General features: G+C 54.2%; 15 protein-coding genes and 2 pseudogenes. 12 read left to right on the top strand and 5 right to left on the bottom strand.

The window, feature by feature from the left end:
- Positions 1–196 precede the first annotated feature (196 nt).
- The 4 genes and pseudogenes from HH212_RS07235 to HH212_RS07220 all read left to right on the top strand — a co-directional run.
- The gene (locus HH212_RS07235) at positions 197–1,447 is read left to right on the top strand and encodes a TolC family protein (protein ID WP_169434791.1); all 1,251 of its coding nucleotides are present in this window, start codon (positions 197–199) and stop codon (positions 1,445–1,447) included.
- Positions 1,448–1,455: 8 nt separating this feature from the next.
- The gene (locus HH212_RS07230; RefSeq protein WP_169434790.1) at positions 1,456–2,676 is read left to right on the top strand and encodes an efflux RND transporter periplasmic adaptor subunit; all 1,221 of its coding nucleotides are present in this window, start codon (positions 1,456–1,458) and stop codon (positions 2,674–2,676) included.
- Positions 2,677–2,687: 11 nt separating this feature from the next.
- Positions 2,688–5,810 (top strand): efflux RND transporter permease subunit, encoded by a 3,123-nt coding sequence (locus tag HH212_RS07225; RefSeq protein ID WP_169434789.1) that lies wholly within the window; start codon positions 2,688–2,690, stop codon positions 5,808–5,810.
- A 302-nt stretch (positions 5,811–6,112) separates the two neighbouring features.
- Positions 6,113–6,649, top strand: a pseudogene (locus tag HH212_RS07220) (IS5 family transposase); the annotation flags it as partial.
- A gap of 87 nt (positions 6,650–6,736) precedes the next feature.
- Here the strand turns inward: HH212_RS07220 and HH212_RS07215 are convergent.
- On the bottom strand, positions 6,737–7,069 hold the full coding sequence (locus HH212_RS07215; RefSeq protein ID WP_169434787.1) for a helix-turn-helix domain-containing protein: 333 nt from the start codon (positions 7,067–7,069) through the stop codon (positions 6,737–6,739).
- A gap of 124 nt (positions 7,070–7,193) precedes the next feature.
- Between HH212_RS07215 and HH212_RS07210 the strand changes: the two genes are divergently transcribed.
- The 6 genes from HH212_RS07210 (at position 7,194) to HH212_RS07185 (ending at position 10,636) form a co-directional block, all read left to right on the top strand.
- A complete protein-coding gene (locus HH212_RS07210; protein ID WP_169434786.1) occupies positions 7,194–7,688 on the top strand; it encodes a hypothetical protein in 495 nt (164 codons plus the stop codon).
- A gap of 170 nt (positions 7,689–7,858) precedes the next feature.
- Positions 7,859–8,257 carry a hypothetical protein gene (locus tag HH212_RS07205; RefSeq protein ID WP_169434785.1) on the top strand — a complete coding sequence of 133 codons (399 nt, stop codon included), beginning with the start codon at positions 7,859–7,861 and terminating at the stop codon, positions 8,255–8,257.
- An 80-nt stretch (positions 8,258–8,337) separates the two neighbouring features.
- On the top strand, positions 8,338–9,399 hold the full coding sequence (locus HH212_RS07200; protein ID WP_169434784.1) for a CAP domain-containing protein: 1,062 nt from the start codon (positions 8,338–8,340) through the stop codon (positions 9,397–9,399).
- Positions 9,400–9,436: 37 nt separating this feature from the next.
- Positions 9,437–9,820 (top strand): hypothetical protein, encoded by a 384-nt coding sequence (locus HH212_RS07195; protein WP_169434783.1) that lies wholly within the window; start codon positions 9,437–9,439, stop codon positions 9,818–9,820.
- Positions 9,821–10,003: 183 nt separating this feature from the next.
- On the top strand, positions 10,004–10,162 hold the full coding sequence (locus HH212_RS27800) for an antitoxin Xre/MbcA/ParS toxin-binding domain-containing protein (protein WP_370663933.1): 159 nt from the start codon (positions 10,004–10,006) through the stop codon (positions 10,160–10,162).
- A gap of 48 nt (positions 10,163–10,210) precedes the next feature.
- On the top strand, positions 10,211–10,636 hold the full coding sequence (locus HH212_RS07185) for a hypothetical protein (protein WP_169434781.1): 426 nt from the start codon (positions 10,211–10,213) through the stop codon (positions 10,634–10,636).
- A gap of 288 nt (positions 10,637–10,924) precedes the next feature.
- Here HH212_RS07185 and HH212_RS07180 read toward each other — a convergent pair whose 3' ends face one another.
- The 4 genes from HH212_RS07180 to HH212_RS07165 are packed head-to-tail and all read right to left on the bottom strand — an operon-like array spanning position 10,925 to position 17,429.
- Positions 10,925–12,352: a tyrosine-type recombinase/integrase gene (locus HH212_RS07180; protein ID WP_169434780.1), complete on the bottom strand. Its 1,428-nt coding sequence runs from the start codon at positions 12,350–12,352 to the stop codon at positions 10,925–10,927.
- Entirely contained in the window at positions 12,352–12,894 is a 543-nt protein-coding gene (locus tag HH212_RS07175; RefSeq protein WP_169434779.1) for a hypothetical protein, read from the bottom strand. The genes HH212_RS07180 and HH212_RS07175 overlap by 1 nt, the downstream gene beginning before the upstream one ends.
- On the bottom strand, positions 12,887–14,950 hold the full coding sequence (locus tag HH212_RS07170) for a site-specific integrase (protein WP_169434778.1): 2,064 nt from the start codon (positions 14,948–14,950) through the stop codon (positions 12,887–12,889). Before HH212_RS07170 ends, HH212_RS07175 begins: the two co-directional genes overlap by 8 nt.
- Positions 14,943–17,429 carry a hypothetical protein gene (locus HH212_RS07165; RefSeq protein ID WP_169434777.1) on the bottom strand — a complete coding sequence of 829 codons (2,487 nt, stop codon included), beginning with the start codon at positions 17,427–17,429 and terminating at the stop codon, positions 14,943–14,945. The genes HH212_RS07170 and HH212_RS07165 overlap by 8 nt, the downstream gene beginning before the upstream one ends.
- Positions 17,430–17,501: 72 nt before the next feature.
- On the opposite strand from HH212_RS07165, the pseudogene HH212_RS07160 reads away from it, so the two are divergent.
- A pseudogene (locus tag HH212_RS07160) lies at positions 17,502–18,224 on the top strand (RtcB family protein); the annotation flags it as partial.
- 19 nt (positions 18,225–18,243) lie between these two features.
- Positions 18,244–19,263, top strand: coding sequence for an RNA 3'-terminal phosphate cyclase (gene rtcA, locus HH212_RS07155; protein WP_169434776.1), 1,020 nt, complete (start codon positions 18,244–18,246; stop codon positions 19,261–19,263).
- Positions 19,264–19,333: the final 70 nt, after the last annotated feature.

Raw genomic sequence — 19,333 nt, 5'->3', positions numbered from 1 at the left:
TCGGTTGCGATGTCGGCTGAGCGTCACCCGACATTTAGGATCGCATTCGTTCCCCCACTCCTGACAGCCCCACCCGTGGTCCGTTTCGAACGGCCCAAGTGGTCTGCCGCCGCTAGTTAGCGCGCGGACCTCCAAGCAAGCGAGCCGCTGGCTCCAGCCCCCGCGCGCCTGATTTGATTTATTTTCAGGAGCACGAATGCACACCCTATCTAAACGACTATCGGTGCTGGTCGTCGTATCCGCATTGGCGTGGCGCTGCGGCGCTGCCGAACCATTGCACGGTACGACGGCGGGCAATCCACCACTCGACTTACCGACCGCGATCCGGCTCGCTCTCGACCAGCCTGGGCCACGCGCTGCAGCCCATGATGTGGCTGCCAGCGAAGCGTTGGTCGACCAGGCAAACCGCTTTCCCAATCCCGAACTGCAGTATCTTCGCGAGGGGCAGCAGACTGGAACGAGGACGACCACCGTCCAGATCAACCAGCCGATCGAACTGGGAGGCAAACGCGGCGCCCGCGTCGCGGCCGCACAAAGCGCAGTCGACCTCGCAAACAGCGAACTCATGGCACGGCGCCAGGATGTTCGTTCCGACGTCATAGCCGTCTTTTACGAAGTCCTCGTTGCGCAACGGAGGCAGGAGCTTGCACGCGCCCTGACCGAGCTTGCACGCAAGAGCGTCGAAGTGGCGAGCAAGCGGGTCATAGCCGGGAAGGTCTCTCCAATCGACGAAACCAAGGCCCGCCTGGCTGCAGTAGACGCATCTACCGAACTGAACCAGGCTGCGGCGGCACTTGCCATCGCCAGAACGAAGCTGGCCGCATTGATCGGCCAACCAGCCGGCGCCCTCGTTCTTGTCGAGCAGCCCGACGCGCTACCGGACGTCAGACCGCTCGATGCGCTCCAGGCTAGGGCCAAGAACGCGGCGATTATCCGGCGCGTCCGCAGTCAGGTCTCGGCTCAGGAAGCCCAGGTCGACGTGGAGCGCGCAGCGCGTATCCCGGATCTCACCCTTTCCGTCGGCACCCAGCGCGACGATCAGGTTGGACGTCGCCAGACTGTCCTCGGACTGTCCGTGCCGCTTCCGCTGTTCAACCGTAACTCCGACGCGCTTCGGGCTGCAATGCGGCGAACGGACAAAGCCAGGGACGAACTGGCAGCCACCGAGATCAGCACCGCATCGGAGCTGGCCACCGCCTATACCCGCTACGAAGTCGCCAGGAACGAAGCTACGCTGCTGCGGCAGGACGTCGTTCCGAATGCCAGATCCGCATACGACTTGACGCTGAAAGGCTTCGAGTACGGCAAGTTCTCCTTCCTCGAGGTCCTCGACGCGCAGCGCACTTGGTTCCAGGCTCAGTCACGCCAGTGGAACAGCACGCTCGAAGCATGGCGAGCATTTGCCGACATCGAACGTATTGCCGGTCCTGCTGAACCGAATAACTGAGAAAAAACATGACAAAGAAACAAAAGATGTCGATCGCGCTGATGTGCGTGATCGCCGCAATCCTTGCCGCCCTCATGCTGTGGTGGAAACCGTCTTCACCGGGCGCACAGGGCAGCGAAGAGCACGCAAGCCATCTGGACTCCCATGGTCATGACGATCGCCATGCCGAAGAGAACGAGGGGCAGGCCAAGGCTGCCGAGGATGGCATGATCGCGATGACCGATGCACAAATCAAGACTAACGGAATCGCTCTAGACGCCGCCAAGCCTTCCTTGATCCAGGAACGGCTGCACCTGCCTGCACAGATCAAGGTGAACGCCGAGCGAACCGTTGCGATTGCTGCTCCTTCAGAAGGTCTCATCCAGTTGGTACTGGTATCGCCCGGCGCGGCTGTCAAAAAGGGACAAGCGCTCGTCACCATTCAAAGTCCCACAGTGGCTCAATGGCGGGCTGACCTGAGCAGCGCCCAGCAGCGCGTGAATCTGGCAAGGACAACCTATCAACGCGAGAAAACGCTTTGGGAAGAGCACATCTCCGCGCGCCAGGACTTCGATGTTGCGCAAGCCGCATTGAAGGAAGCCGAGATTGCTGCGCAGGCGGCGCGGCAGCGGCTGAGTGCCCTGGGCATTGCAGGCAGCGATGGCGTCTCGAGCATCGTAACTGTTCGCGCTCCGCTGGATGGGGTCGTGGTCGAGAAGCCAGCCGTCGCCGGCCAGGCCGTCGATGCGACCAAGCCGCTGCTCACCGTCGCGGATTTGTCCCATGTATGGATCGAGGCAGCCGTTCCTGCCGACAGCCTGGGACAGATTGGTCTGGGCATGCCCGCGAAGATCAGCGTCAACACTTTGCCGCATGAGCTCAATGGCACGGTATCGTTCGTCGGCCCGGTCCTCGGAGAAGCTACGCGCATGGCCACGGCCAGGATCACGCTTCCAAATCCGGAACTGCGGCTCCGTCCGGGCATGCTGGCCACGGTCGACCTGATGGGCCCGCAGACAAACGTCCCGGTGACGGTTGCCAGCGATGCCATCCAGACCATCCATGAGCACAATGTCGTGTTCGTACGGACTGAAACCGGATTCCGGGCCCAGAACGTCACGATCGGACGTTCCGATGGCAAGCGCACCGAGATCGTGAAAGGGTTGAACGCTGGGACTAGCTATGCGGCTGGTGGCAGCTTCCTTCTCAAAGCCGACCTCGGCAAGGCGGAAGCCGAGCACGACGACTGAGCGGGATGAACATGTTCCAGAAACTCATCGAACTTGCCATCGCGCGGCGCTGGCTCATCATCGTCGCCGTCTTCTGCCTTGCGGTCCTGGGCGTCTACAGTTACCAGCGTCTGCCGATCGACGCCGTCCCCGACATCACGAATGTCCAGGTGCAAATCAACACGAGCGCGGCGGGCTACTCGCCGCTCGAAGTCGAACAGCGCATCACCTTCCCGATCGAGACCGTGATGAACGGCCTGCCCAGGCTCGAGCAGACGCGCTCGCTGTCCAAGTACGGGCTGTCTCAGGTCACTGTCGTCTTCAAGGAAGGCACGGACATCTATTTCGCGCGCCAGCTCGTGAGCGAACGGCTGCAGGAAGCGAAAGCGAGGCTGCCCGCTGGCGTGGAGCCGTCCATGGGGCCAACCGCGACCGGCCTCGGCGAAATCTTCTACTGGACGGTGGAAGCGAAGGAAGGCGCGCGAAAGCCGGACGGCAGCCCTTACACACCGGCCGACCTGCGCGAAATCCAGGACTGGATCGTGGCGCCGCAACTGCGCGGCGTCGCCGGCGTCACCGAGGTCAACACCATTGGCGGCTACCTGAAGGAATACCAGGTCGCGCCCGACATGGTCAAGCTGTCGGCCCACGGCCTATCGCTCGCCACGCTCGTCAATGCGATCGACCGCAATAACGTCAACGCGGGTGCGGGCTACATCGAGCGCGGCGGGGAACAGTTCGTCGTGCGCACTCCGGGCCAGGTCAAGTCGCTGGAAGAGATCCGCAACATCGTGCTCGACGTCGTGCAGGGCGCGCCGATCCGTGTGCGGGACGTGGCCGATGTCGAACCCGGGCGCGAGCTGCGCACCGGCGCCGCGACGGAAAACGGTCGCGAGGTCGTGCTCGGCGCCGTCTTCATGCTCATCGGGGAAAACAGCCGTGCTGTCGCGGAAGCAGCACGCCGCAAGCTGGAGGATGTGAACCGTTCGCTGCCTCCAGGCATACAGGCCCTGGCGGTCTACGACCGCTCGGTCCTGGTGAACAAGGCAATCGCCACCGTGCGCAAGAACCTGCTCGAAGGCGCCCTGCTCGTCATCGCGATCCTCTTCCTCTTCCTCGGCAACCTGCGAGCTGCCCTGATCACGGCCCTGATCATTCCCTTGTCCATGCTCATGGTCTTCACCGGGATGGTCAAGGCAGGCGTGAGTGCGAACCTGATGAGCCTTGGCGCACTCGATTTCGGCATCATCGTCGACGGTGCGGTCGTCATCGTCGAGAACTGCATCCGCCGTCTTGGCCTGGCCCAGACCGCAGCCGGCCGGCTCTTGAGCCGTGAGGAGCGCTTCGCCGAAGTCGCAGCCGCAGCAGCGGAGGCACGCCGCCCCTTGCTGTTCGGTCAGCTGATCATCATGACGGTCTACCTGCCGATCTTTGCCCTGTCGGGCGTCGAGGGGAAGATGTTCCATCCAATGGCAATCACCGTGGTGATGGCACTCGCTGCGGCGATGCTCCTGTCCGTCACCTTCGTGCCGGCCGCGGTCGCGCTCTTCGTCAGCAAGGGAGTGGCCGAGCATGAAAACAAGCTGATGGATAAAGCTAAGGATCTGTACCGACCCCTGCTTGACTGGGTCTTGCGCAACCGGCCAGTCGCGCTGACGTTCGCGGCACTGAGCATACTGCTGTCCGGGTTGCTTGCGACCCGGCTGGGTACCGAGTTCGCCCCTAACCTGAACGAAGGCGACCTGGCTGTGATGACGATGCGGATTCCCGGGACCAGCCTGCAGCAGTCGGTAACGATGCAGCAGCACCTCGAAACGACGCTCCTGAAGCAATTCCCCGAGATCGAGCGGATGTTCGCGCGTGTCGGCACGGCCGAGGTGGCAACGGACCCGATGCCGCCTAATGCCGCGGACAGCTACATCATCCTTCGGCCGGAGAACCAATGGCCGGCGCCGCGCAAGTCGCATGCGGAACTCGTCGCCGCAATCACCGAGGCGGCCAACAAAGTCCCGGGCAACAACTACGAGTTTTCGCAGCCGATCCAGCTTCGTTTCAACGAACTCATTTCAGGCGTGCGCAGCGATATCGCCGTTAAGGTGTTCGGCGACGATACCGAGACCATGATGGCGACCGCGCAGCATATCGCCCAAGTGCTGGGCAAGGTCCAGGGGGCCGCGGAGATCAAGGTCGAGCAGACCGAAGGACTGCCGGCGTTGACGCTGTCAGTGGATCGCATCAAGGCTGCGCGCTATGGACTGAACGTAGCCGATGTCCAGGAAGCGTTCGGGACGCTCGTAGGCGGCCGCGACGTCGGTATGGTGTTCGAGGGCGACCGCCGCTTTGCAATCACCGTGCGCCTGCCGGAAGGGCCGCGCAACGACATCGACGCTTTGCGCCTGTTGCCGATCTCGCTACCTGCCCAGGACGGTCACGCGGTCAGCATTCCGCTGTCGGAGATTGCCACGCTGACCTTCGTGCCGGAGGCGAACCAGATCAGCCGCGAGAACGGCAAACGCAGGATCGTCGTCACGGCCAACGTGCGGGGACGCGACCTGGGCTCCTTCGTCAGCGAACTGCAGGCGAGCCTCGGCAAACTGAAGCTGCCGGCGGGAATCTGGCTGAACCTGGGCGGACAGTTCGAAAACCTGCAGGCGGCCAGCCAGCGCTTAGGCCTGGTCATTCCTGCAGCGCTGGCGATCGTGTTCATGCTGCTCTACCTGATGTTCAACAGCATCAAGGATGGGCTGTTGGTCTTCAGCGGCATTCCGTTTGCCATGACGGGCGGTGTGCTGGCACTGTGGTTGCGAGGCTTGCCGCTGTCGATCTCGGCGGCGATCGGCTTCATTGCCTTATCCGGTGTGGCGGTGCTGAACGGGCTGGTCATGATCTCGTTCGTGCGTTCGCTGCGGGATCAAGGGTATGCGCCCGAGCAGGCAATTCGTGAGGGTGCGCAGGTGCGGTTGCGGGCTGTCCTGATGACCGCGCTCGTCGCTTCGCTGGGCTTCCTGCCGATGGCCCTGGCGACAAGTACCGGCGCTGAGGTGCAGCGGCCATTGGCAACGGTGGTTATTGGCGGCATTTTGTCGTCTACGGCATTGACGCTGCTTATCTTGCCGGCGCTCTACACCTGGGCTCATCAAAGTAAAAAACTGTAATTTGGCCCGGGAACTGGTTGATGCATCAGTTCCCGGTTTTTCCTCTTACTAAATACTTATGCCGGTGATACGAGAGATGAAGCACAGACCTGCAAGCTTTGGTCGCTTAAAGTCGGTTTGAACCGGATCGGTCCCGTCTGGAAAAAGACATTCATGCACAAGCTGGTAGATTCTCACGGGCAACTGCTCGCGATCTCCATTGTTGTAGCAATCTGTGGCGTCGTTGCTCTACTGGCTTTTTTACCTGGCTTGCCCGCAGCAATGGCCGCAAGCACCGCGGGGGAGGCGCCGGTAATAGAAAGGTCCGCGAGTACGATCAGATCATGTGGGATCGAGCTTGCGTGGACGCTGCAAGCGTGCCGGCACCTGCTGGCGGCGAGCATACAGGCCGGAACCCTACCGATCGCGGCAAGCTCGGCTGCAAACACCACTTGCTGGTAGATGAGCGTGGACTTCCACTAGTAGCCCAAATCTCGGGTGCGCAGGTACACGACTCGCGTTTCCTCATCCCGCTAGTAGAGTCCATCCCGGCAGTGAAAGGTTTGGCAGGCCGTGCCCGAAAACGCCCAGGTAAGCTGCATGCCGATCGAGCGTATGCTTCGAGAGCCCATCGGGCCTGGCTGCGCCGTCGGGGTATTGCCGCTCGAATTGCCCGCTATGACGTGGAGTCGCGCGAAAGGCTTGGCCGATGGCGGTGGGTCGTCGAGCGTACCTTGGGTTGGCTTCACCGCTTTCGCAGACTGCGCATACGGCACGAGAGGCGAGCAGACATCCACCAGGCGTTCCTTTCACTTGCCTGTTCGCTCATCTGTTGGCGGTATGTCGAACGGTTTTGTTAGGCGCTCTAAGTCAGTTTTCTGCAGGGGCCTCGTCCTGCTTTAGACAGTCGCGCAGATACGCGAGCCACTGTCACTGCCTTGGCACCATTAGCGCAGACGGCTTCCCGGGGGTTTTACTTTTGGCTGTGCCGCGTTCGTTCTGCGCGGCTCGTCTTCTTGCGGCGGCAGTGCTATGTCGAGCTCACTGAAGAATTCAGCCAATGTCATGCCTAAGACGTGACATATGTTTGCCAAAACGATAACTGACGGGTTAGCTACGCCGCGTTCGATGTTAGATATGAACACTCGGTCTACGTGTGCTTCTGCCGCCAGCTTCAGCTGACTTATGTTCGCGCGGATTCGAGACTCCTTCAGCCTGTCGCCAACAGCCAAGCTTACTAGATTTCTTGCCTCCGTAGCTTTTGCGGGCGCTGTTGTCATGCTCACGATGATGCACGTCACCCTCACTTCTTGCGACTGACTATACACAACAATTACTTGTCGTGTATAGTCAACAAGTCGTGGCGCGCCGGACTTGGTTCCATGCCTGCTCAGCACCGATTCAATGGACAGATCGCTGGCTTGGCAAACGATGCGTCTCTCACCATTTCGCTCAAGGACTAACGTGTTTCACGCTTACGAAAATTCGGAGGATGACGAAGGAATGGAAGCGCTTCGTGCGTTATTCAATCAGCCAGGACTGCATAGTTATCCTTTCGTCGAGATACCTCTCAACACTCATTTATTTCATCTTGATATTGCTCCGTTCACCGACGAGAGCAGGTGGCAACGCTTTATCTTCGATAATTTTGAAAATATTTTTGATTTTATTTCAATTGAAGAATTAAAAGAATATCGCCTTCACATCCAAACCAGACGGGAATCTGATAGCGATTATGAATTGAAGCGTGTAGTTGAAATTTCAGAGGGATACGCACTTACCGGTGAACGAGCATATATGTTTGCATGTGCTAACGGTTCGATTGAGATTAGCGGGTTTAACGACCTGACGCTGGTCGATATTGTGAAAACATCAAGGTTATGGAAGGAGCCGAATTAGATAGGCGAAGTTTAGGGTGGCTTTGAAAAACCCCTCAAAAATTTTGATAGGAGCGAATAGTGGAGTATAACTGCAACAAATGTGGAAGTGAGAATACGCAAAAAATTTCGGCGATTGTTAGTGGTGGGACCAGCCACGGGAATTCAACGTCTCGCGGGACGACCGTAGGCATGGTTGACGGGAGCTTAGCTGTTGCTGGCACGAAAACTTCGACGAATACTACCGTTAAAACTGCGCTAGCGCAAAAGCTAGCGATGCCAACCAAGCGTACCGAGAGCTGGATATTCTACGGTTTGTTTTTTGGAGTTGGGTTTGCTTGGTTAGGTGGCGCAATAGTTGGATTTCTTGGCGTAGCGATATTTAATTCGGCTGTTGGCGCTATTTTTGCGATTATCGCTGGGACATGTATATTTTTACACTGCATGAAGCACTACCGCGACTGCGCAAGACGCAATGCAAAATACAACAAGCTAGATTATCAAAACGAGAAAGCGCAGTGGGATCTGGGATTCTATTGCCACCGTTGCGAAAACGTCTTCGTCCCTAAAATTAAAATAAACCACGTATGAAGAAGCATTGATTTCATAAGCGAGGTTATCCGAATTACATACGGAATGAGTTGGCAATATTGAAAAGGGATTGATTTATAATGATTAAAAGATATAAGCAGCGCTACGAGATTAAATTGTTAGTTGCAGTGGTATTTACATCTGGTTTAACTGGTTGCGGCGGCGGCAGCTCATCCCCGGCCACCAGCACCCCTGTTGCCACCACGCCGACCAATCCCACCCCAACACCCCCGGTCAGCACCGTGCAGGCGGCTGAGCTGCAAACCGCTGCGCCGGCAGCATACCCGGCCGGTAGCGTACAAGCGAACGCCTTCGCCGAGTTTAATGCCTTCCGCGCCATCGAAGGCCTCGGCCCGGTGCGCCAGAACACCAACATCGACATCGCAGCAAAGAACCATGCTGCCTACGTCCAGACCAACATGAGCGGCGGCGACGCGCACCACGAAATCGCGGGCAACCCTGGCTTCACCGGTGCAGAGCCGGGTGATCGCGTGATCGCGGCCGGCTATGCGAGCGCCTACACCACCGAAGTCATCGCTTTCGAGGGCATCCAGCAGACTTCGGTGCAAGCACTGCTGAGCACGGTGTTCCACCGCAACGCGATGATGGTGCAAGGCCTGACGGACGTCGGCATCGCGCCGGGCAACGACAGCGGCCCGACCTACATCAATGCTGGCTACATCAAGCAGCAGAAGAACGCTGGTGACTACGTGGGCGTGTTCCCGTACGACAAGCAGACCGGCGTGCCGATGACGCACCACACCGAGTCGCCGAATCCGTTCTACAAGGAATTCGAGATGACGCAGGCGAACGTGTGCGCCAAGACCAGCTACCCGATCAGCATCGCCACCGAAACCAGCACCATCCTGAAAGTGACTACGTTCACCGTGACGCCGGAAGGGCAGAGCACCCCGCTAGACGTTCGCCTGATGGTCCGCGACAGCACCGACCAGAACTTACAGTACCTGGGCGCCAACGTCGCTTACATCGTCGGCAAGGCACCGTTCACGCCGGGCACGAAGTACACCGTCCACTTCGTCGGCACCGCTACCGGCACGGCCACCGGTAGCGCAAAAGGTCTGACGATCGACAAGACTTGGACCTTCACGACCGACACCAAGGATGCGATGGGCTGCTCATGAAAATTGAACGGGCACAGATGTTCGTACGGATGCGCACATGAATGAAGATGACGAGCTCGAATATCTAAAAGTTCCCGTGGATTTTCCTCGAACTGTTGCTGAAGGTGCGATTCCAGGAACTCAGCCAAAATTCTCAGTAATGAATTATGGAGGCAGATTTTACATGCCGGGATGCACGCCTCCCGAGATATATGAGAGATGGCAGATCTGTGAAGAAATTGCCCAGCAATTAACAATCAAATTACGAGAAGCTAAAGAGGGCAAGCGTTCGCAAATGAGCGAGGCTGAGATACTTGCGCAATACTTGTCGAGGTTAATTCGAACAAATTTAACCTCTAAAGCTGAAGCTTGGTGGGTAATCCAACGTGTGGCCGCAATTTTAGAGTGGCCGATTCAGTCATTGGACGAGATAGATCCATAGTTTGTTGAAATTTGTATGTAAAAGCATCAGCAAACTTCGGAGGATAGCATGAGCATAAGTATCAGATTGCGTAAAAAAGAAATCTACCGGATTCTGGCCAAAAGGCATACTCATAAAAGGCTAATGAGGAGGCTGAGAACTGGTAACGCTGCTAGAGCTTTGGATGAGATCGGACAAATTCTAATGCGAATGTTTGGAGGCAATCTTTCGATAGCACAGCATTGGCTTAATGAACCGGCGATCGCGTTTAACGGAATGCGACCGCTGGATTTGGTTGCTGAGGGAAATATCGAATTGTTACGAGATTGCCTCATTCGACTGGAATACGGTGTTTATATGTAGCGAGCGTTTATGATACAGACTCCCATCAGCATACTTCCGAATATTGGCATGCAAAAAGAAATTTTCGGTCAGATGGCTACCGTTACAAAAGTGTTCGAAGAAGGTGACTGGCTGACAGCAGAAGATATTAACAAGCTGCAGAAGAATCCTCCAACGAAAAATTCGCTTCCGGCGAGCCATTGGAAGCGCCAAAGGCGCATTTTTAGCGTCTCATACGACGGGAAAGAGTACTATCCTCGTTACCAATTCGACTCGATGTATCAACCTCTGTCAATCATCGGCGACATTTTAAAGGCATACGGCGAATGCGCGGATACCTGGTCACTTGCAATATGGTTTCACTTTCCCAACGGCTGGATCGCGAAACAAGTGGGCGACGACGACGCAATGCCTGTGGCCCCAAGAGATGCGCTTGACCGGGGCAGTGACGTCATCAAAGCTGCTCGCAGTCAAAGTGGGACGTACATCGCATAGCTTTTCAGTCTTTCTCCAAAACCTAACAAGCTCTTAATGTCGAGAGATCAAAGGCGCCTAACAACTAGTTCTACATGCTACATATCACCAATGGATGAGTGGGTCGGCAGCCAGAAGAATGTCCAAGGTATGTATTCTCGGCATTTTTGTCGAATGCACAGCCTGCGAGATCGGCATAACGAATCTACAAGTAAGCGTTTCGTCCGTGTTGCATAGGTATTATGGCCTATTGCTATCGTACCTCGTTGGAAATGCTAACCTGTCGCTAGAGGCTGCCAGTCGAATAATCTAAGATTCATACACTTTTAAGGGCGTTACCTCACCCACACGTTGAGCAGCAAAAAGCTGTGATAGCTCGAGCGCGGCTGTCGCGACCACGCTCTCGAACTCTTTGAATAGTTGAGGCGACCAACCACCTGCCTGCGCTTGATTCTGATAGTCTTTGATAATGAAATGCAATGACTCGACTACTTTGCTCGCTTGGAGGATGTCAAGCGACTCCCTGAAGCCCGTTTCAGTTTCAAATGCATGGTGAATGTACCAGTCCAGCGACTCCATATTAGAGTGCCCGGTCCACTCCATGAGTTGCTGTTTTAACGACTCCATTGAAAGCAAAGCTTTCTTAAGATCACTCACGGATTCACAGCGCTGAGTGCGAATCAGCCGACGCAGCTGTTCAGTAACGTAGCGATGACGAAAGGCATGAAGGCATACCTCTTCATCATCGATGCCAGCAGCAATCCGGATTTCATACAATTCGGACCCGAGCGTATCGACTTGTAAATGCTTACCATTCTTAGAATTTATAAATAAATAGCCATGATCATTTGCTATGCCAATAGTTTTTCTAACAATTGGATTGCGGTAAATCTTGACGAAGGATAGGATGTCTTTTAGATCCACTTTCGGAACAGGTACAAATCGTACTGCTTCGTCGTCCCCTTGTTTTGCGCTAAAGATGCGGAGCAGTCCAGTCCTTTCGGCCTCTAGCAAATCGTTAATTTTTACCAGAGAGGCCTCAATTCGACGTCCACCGGTAATTTCGAAAAGCCGTAGCATAACGTATCGCCGCCGCTTAACGAACCCCGATTCACTTGAAGAATCATTGGCGTTGTGAAGTTTATCGATGGCATCGGTTGAAATAGGTTGACGTCTTCTTGTGGGGTTATCCCTTGGCAGACAATGGTGTGTCCATTTTTTTACATAAATTGTTTTTCCGCGCTTCTTCAACTCTATACTCTTAAGCTCGGCCTTGATCTTACCGTTAGAACCCAGCAATCCAAGTCCAGGCATAATGCCGTCAACGAATGCAAGGAAGTTCATGACAGCCCCCGCAATAGTGTTGACTTGTTTGAGTCCACGCACGCTTTTTGTCGGCGCATTTTTCGCGGTCTCATCTCTGAGATCGGTAACAAACGAAACGAAGTCCGGTTCTTCTAGATCGAAAAAGTCTAATTCGTTCTCGTAGCACCATCGGATGAAAGGACTTAAATTTTTTGCGTAGGTAAGAAGGGTTCCGCCATTGTTCCGCCTTGACTTGCCATCTTTATATCCCTTGAGTAGGTAAAGATTAGCAAGCCAACATACTGAACCATCGGGCCAAAACAACAACGGGATATTTTCCCCGGGCTTAAAGTTAACCTCTTCTTTCCAGACTGACCATGGATAGCGAAATCCGTCCGAGGTAAGCCGATAGAGCTTCTTAGAAATATCCATTATTTTGAACGAATCGGAAACCTTCTCAACAGCTCACTCTGTAGAGCAAGAAATTCTTCTGACTTGTTGGCTTTAGATGCGAGTTCGCGAGCGTAATCCATCACACTTCCGAGGCGACCTGTCAGAAGCATTATTTCGTCAATTAAAAGATCGTTCTCATCTGACTTTGCCTGACTTTCTGTTTTGTGCCAAGCAATGGTGCCCCGGGTAGGCCTCGTGGAGAGAACAAGATGCTCTTGAAGTTTTTCTAGCGCAGCCTTACGGTATACATCTATCGTTTTAAAGCCGCCTACGATGACATCTCCTGCGGCGCTCTTATGGGTATTTAGGGACATGTTCACAATGCTTCTTTCCTTCCACTCCAGTGAAGCTAAGCCCCCTTGGCTTTTAAGCTTGTCCAAGAGTAATGCGCGCAATGGTTCTTCAATGCCCGATAAATTATTACAGCATTCCTTCAATAACTGCAACTCGGCAACAACCGAGCGTCTTGCCGGCGACGTGTACTCGGCACCAAATACAACGTCGTAATCTTTGTCAGCCATTGAATTCTCCAGACAGCGACCTTACGGCGCAAATTTTATACAAGATTTTATATTCTTCCCCATTGGGACCATCGACGAACTCCGGCTCGATTTCCGCTTCTTTCGAACTCAAGAGGTCTTCGATATAGTCAATTACATCTGTCTCGGGCAACACGTGAAGATCATCCAACGTAATGCCATGGCGTTCGCAGATAAATTGAGCTAAAGAGTCTGTGGCGCTGCTGTCAGCTTTTATGAGTTCCGCTGCCACTTTAGCTTTTACTCGGCGCAAAACAGATCCTTTTAATGACTCGGTAACATAACGATAGGTCTCGGAAGGCCTCTGATGACCAAGGAAGTAACGAAGCACTTCAATACCGCCGAAGCTGCCCTGCCAAAAGAAGATCATTGCGAAATTTCGCCGCAGTTGATGAGGCCGAATATAGTGCCTGCAGCTATTTTCATCAGTTGGGATTTCGATGTAGTCACAAAAGCGGTTAAGACATAATCTTAACCATATCCTTGTCCCTTCTGTAGTGCCGTAAGGCGTTGAATCTGCGAGATTTCCATATTTAAAACGCTGAAATAAGGTATGAGAAGATTGATATCCCATGCTATTGAGTTGTTCGCTTAGCCTCGCAAGCAAGCCCAGCGCCTCGGCGCCGAGGGGGGGAATAGGACGTAAAACTCTTTCTCTAACTTCACCAAGGTTGGCCTTACCTAAATCAAAGGCTAGAAAGAAATAGGGCCCGTCTGGTACAATACTTGAGCTCGTCAAGCCGCGTAATTCCGCGTCGCGCCTTGCCATTAAAGTATTTACGATCACGATAATCGCGCCGAGTAAGACCTGTAGCATTTGATACAAGCTCACCCCATTGCGAAGTTCGGCGAAAAAATCTTTAGCCGAGACTTGGGTGTTTTTGAACCTTCGGACACCAAGCTTCATTAATGACAATGGAACATTCTCGAGCCATTCACCCTGCCAATTTTTCTCTGCTAATGTCAGATAATAGTTGACAAGATCCTCGCCGTACTCAAGGTAGAACTCAATGGCGCGCCTAAGGCTGAGGTTGGCAATCTCAAATGGCAGGGTGGCAAACCGTTGTTTAGCCTTTAACTGGCCGTGCTTAAGTACCTCCTTCTCATCCAGCGCCGTCAATGCATCATAAGTTAATAAGGCGTGGTCAGCAGTAATTTCGTGTCCCATGATGCTCAGAATCTGTAGATAACTTTGCACATATTCAATGCCTGCCCGCTCGTCTTCGGAGCCTGGCGCAACAGAAATAGACTGGAACTCACGTACAAACTGTTCACGTGGCTCGAAGCATAAGTAATCAAGTTCCAGATTATCGAACTTGAGATTCGAAAGTACTTTTTTTCCGATGAGGTAGTTGAGAAGTCGAGTTGCCGATACCTCATATTTGAATAGGTCGTCGCGCGATCCCGGTATGTAGAATTTATTAACGTAGAGCCAGACGCGGGCAATCTTAAGTTGTTCTTCCGAGACTCCTTCCGGGAGATCACATGACTCGGTGCGGAAAATGCCGGGCACGCGCTTCTTTGCTGACGCTATCTCCCCCGGCGTGACTTTTAAAGTTCGTACGAAATCGGTAATCCGTCGCTCGGGCTCGTATATATTAGTCTTGATTGATCGACTAGCCGATATTGTTGCAATAAAATGATGGATATCGTTCTTTGAGAGCTGACGATACTCAGTTCCATGGACGCTGACGAAGCTTCCACAAATAAGAAAATGGTCTAAAACATGGAGTGCCCTGCGAAGCAATTGTTTCCCGGTGTTTTCCGCTCGGACTACGGTTCCGACAGCTGAGGGGTGAGTTAGTGCGCAAAGGTACTGTTTAATTGCATCAAGCAACGTCGAATTTGCGCAATGCGTTAGAAGTGATCCATTCGCTAATGCAATCGAGAAATCTATATAAATGACGGAGTTTCCAAAAATGCAATACCAAAGGTTCTCTTCGACTTCGTTAAGCAGCCATTTTGGTTTGGCGATAGTGGCCTTTGTGAGACGATGCTCGTTGATGAAAGAAAGTTCATCAGGTAGTGGATTAAGCACGGATTGCCTTAGCGTAGTTATCGGAACACAGATTATTCGCTGCATTCGCAAAGAGTTTCTTAATGCCGCGGTCAAAAAACGCATCACTTTCGATGTGAGTTTGTAGTCGTTTCGTGAATTCGTACCAATAGAGAGCTTTGTCATGTACCTTCTGACCGCTTTCTAATGCGTGGTTCACTGCAGATTTCACGGAAAGTAAAGCCACAAAGATCTCGTGGCTTGCGGCCACCATGAGCTCTTGAACTTTTGGTTTGGACTGTGCCTCAGTTTCTTCTATAACATCGACACGCAGCTCGGAAAGCGACTTGTCTTCGTCCTGGATTTGTATCAAGGGTTGAAGTGCATGAGTTTTGAGAAACTCATCTAGCTCGGTAGCAGTTTCAAACATCAAGGCCCGTGCCATATAAGGGGTCTCTCTAGTAGCCTCCACGATGAGAAGATTTTGAAAGATGCGAATCCAACGAACAGCGAAATAGTCCCAGATCGCATCCGGGAGATAGTGACGCATGGAGGTTTCCTCGTCGTTGCCGAGCTCACGTGCCATTGCCTTAATGTCAAAGTTTTTAAGAAAAGCAATGATCCCTTTCTGAGATCGAATACGAGAAATACTCACAATTTCAGTGAGCGCGCCTAGAATGATAGAGTTTCGCTTCGCGAACTTGCGGAATGCCGAATTTATATTACTTGTTCGATCGAAGCAGGTTGGCTTGCCAAGTGGCGTGCTAGCGTAAATGAAAAGGTTTTGCCAGCCTTTGATTTCATTCTTTCGCATGTAGGCACGCAGTGGCGCCGTCAGCACCAGCCAGCGTCGGACATGTTCATAAGCTCGTCCAGAGATGACGACATCATGCCATCCCGAGTTCCCCGCTCGTTCTTTGAGTACGCTGAGAGTTAATGTATTATTCCCACTATTGACGGCATTTATTCGCCTATTATCGCGGTCATAAATCTCGGCCGTTGCTAATGCCGCCTCTGAAAAGCGCCCGTCCGCACTAGCTAAATAGCCGATTATCGCCATCGCGTCTTCACGATTAGGGATTCCAAGAAGAGGACCGATTTTATTCTTACTTACGCCGTCTCGAGCCACTCTCCTCGGATAAGCTGGGGTCACAACTCGAGTTGTATCAACATATCCATCGTGCTGATGCTTAAAATATCGAAGCGCTTCGATTAGGGCATTTGGGTTCCTCGTCGGATCAAGTGTTTCAACGAGTTGCGTATCACTCAAGAATACATAAGGCTCGGACCCTGCCATTTTCAGACCAACTTGATAATTCTGCCACATCTGTTCTGCATGAGAATCAAGCCATGTTTGAGCGGTTTCGAAGTCCTTGTTAATCTGTTTAAAAATAAGTTGTGTCGTTGCCTCGTCACTCAAATGTAGAGGCACGGGCGTTAGGAGCTTATAAGTTACACTGTCGGTTATTGTCTCACCATTAGGATCTGGTTTTAAATTGGTATTGCTTTCGCCATGATTTGCGGAGTCGTCATTGCGTTTTTTCCGGTTGTGCAGAACCCCAGGTATATAACTGAGGCTTCGCTTACCTATTGGGAAGCCGGATAGGGGTACCGTTACGACCGCTTCACGTGCTAATTCGGACCAGTAAATACTGTATCGAGTCCACAGCTTTTGCAGATTGGCTAGCGTGCTTTTTTGAGCGCCCTGTTTCATGCTGTATTTCTTCATAAAATGATGCGTCATAAAATCAACAAGTACTTCATGGACGAGCCCAGGATCGTTGAGTTTACTTTCCGTCACCGTATTTTCTTTTGAAGATTGGATCTCTACGAATTTTGCGAATGTCGTGCCGAAATCACGTAGCGCGGCATCCTTGGCCTTTGCTATTGCGATACTACGAAGCGCATTATGAAACCGTCGGGTGAACGCGAGACCCAAATGTGGGACCATTGGTGCTAACAGGACGTTATATTCCTTGCCAGCTTTTGACTCCAGAAGAAATGGTTGCAGTTCTAAGACTTCTTCACTATTGAGGGCTATATTGTCGAATAAGTGAGCAAGCTCTGCAGGCAAACTCTTGTTTGAATTGGGTATAAATGATGCTGGACAAACCTGAAGGTTATGTTCTTTTAAGCCTTTGAAAACGTTATAGAACGCCCGCGCAAAGTCCATGCGCGAAGCTGAGGTTAAGGCGTTAAAGTTGTCGGAAGCAAGGGCGCCGTAGAAAATGTCTTGAAGCTCTCCGAATCTCTTTGTCCCGAGCTCTAGCACTGAAGTTTTTGCCGGCTCGTCGATGACGCGAAGCATGCAGTCGAACATGAGCAAGGAGCGTCGACGGCTGTACGTCGCACTCGTAGACCCTGCTCTGTTCGCTTCAGCAATGACTGCTGTCAGTGCCGTCCCCTGTATGCGTTTGAACAGATGTGTTGGCTCTTTCCAGTCTGCGGAAGAAGTCCGAAGCAGGTTGTGGCTGATAATTGTCAGCTTTGATTTGTTGGGTGGCGCCTCTATGGGTGGCATGTATGTGGTTGATTAGCAAAGAAATTATAGCAATTATTACGAGTTGACAACATCTTGTCAATCCGGGAAAGCACCGGCAACCACTTCATCGAGATCTGCCTCGACGAGCAGGGTTTTGTGTGGTTCATGCTGCATTCCGGTTCGCGCGGCGTCGGCAACGCGATCGGTTCGCACTTCATCGAACTGGCCAAGCACGACATGCGCAGCCATATCGCCAACCTGCCGGACAAGGACCTGGCCTACCTGACCGAAGGCACCCAGCATTATGATGACTACGTGGAAGCGGTCGGCTGGGCGCAGAAGTTCGCGCGCATGAACCGCGAAGTCATGATGCGCAACCTGATCGCGGCAGTACGCACGGTGATCAGGAAGCCGTTCGAGACGCACCTGGAAGCGGTAAATTGCCACCACAATTACGTGCAGAAGGAAAACCATTTCGGCCGCGACGTGCTGGTCACGCGCAAGGGGGCAGTGTCGGCGCAGAAGGGCGAACTCGGCATCATTCCCGGCTCGATGGGCGCGAAAAGCTTCATCGTGCGCGGCAAGGGCAACCCCGAGAGTTTCAACAGCTGCAGCCACGGCGCCGGCCGCACCATGAGCCGCACCGAAGCCAAGCGCCGCTACTCGGTCGACGACCAGGTGCGCGCCACCGAAGGCGTCGAATGCCGCAAGGACGAAGGCGTGATCGACGAGATTCCGATGGCGTACAAGGACATCGATGCGGTGATGCAGGCGCAGGACGACCTAGTCGAAGTGGTGCACACGCTCAAGCAGATCGTGTGCGTCAAGGGATAATCATCAAAATGGAAACATCATGATCGAACTGGATGGGGCAAGCGGGGAGGGCGGCGGGCAGATCCTGCGCAGCGCCATGACGCTGTCGATGATCACCCGGCAACCGTTCCACATCCGGCGCATCCGCGCCAACCGGGTGAAACCCGGCCTGATGCGCCAGCACCTGGTGGCGGTGCAGGCCGCCGCCGAAATCTGCGGCGCCCAAGTGAGCGGCGCCGCGCTCGGCAGCCAGGACCTGGAATTCATTCCCGGCGCCCTGCGCGGCGGCGAGTACCGCTTCGCCATCGGCAGCGCCGGCAGCTGCATGCTGGTGCTGCAGACAGTACTGCCGGCGCTGTTGGAGGCGGATACGCCGTCGATCCTGCACCTGTCCGGCGGCACCCACAACCCGATGGCGCCGCCGGTGCAGTTCCTGCAGCGTGCCTGGATACGCGCGCTGGCCGAGATGGGTGCCGATATCGACATCCACCTGGAGCGCTTCGGTTTCTATCCCGCCGGCGGCGGTGAAGTGATCGCAAAGGTGCGGCCGTGCGCCCGTTTGCTGGCGCGTAGCTGGATGGCACGCGGTGCGCGCAGCGCCGCCTATGCGGAAAGTTTTACGGCAGGCATTCCAGCGCGTGTTGCCGCACGCGAGCTGGAATGCGTCGGCAAGTTGATGAACTGGAGCGAAGACCAATTGCTGGCGCGCCGCCTGCCGGATGGGCAGGGACCGGGCAATGCCCTGATGCTGACTTTCGAACACGAGCACGTGACCGAAGTGTTCACCGCCTTCGGCGAGAAATCGGTGTCCGCCGAAACGGTGGCGCGCCAGGCCGTGGACCAGGCCCGCCGCTACCTGGTCAGCGGCGCCGCCGTGGGGGAATACCTGGGCGACCAGTTGATGCTGCCCTTGGCGCTGGCCGGTGGCGGCGGGTTCACCGTGGATGAGATATCGATGCATGCGCGCACCAATGCGCAGGTAATCGAGCGGTTCTTGCCGGTACGGTTCCGGTTCGATACATGTGGCGAGGTCGCGCGCTGCACCGTCGAGCCGCGTTGACTTGATGCTTGCCTCGTGCGACGCGGGAGCTGGTCATCGAATAGAGGCAGCCCCACTTACCGGCTGATCA

Source organism: Massilia forsythiae, assembly GCF_012849555.1.
Lineage (GTDB): Bacteria > Pseudomonadota > Gammaproteobacteria > Burkholderiales > Burkholderiaceae_D > Telluria > Telluria forsythiae.
Note: the sequence above shows the minus strand (reverse complement) of the source record. Positions and strands in the feature narration are given on the sequence as shown.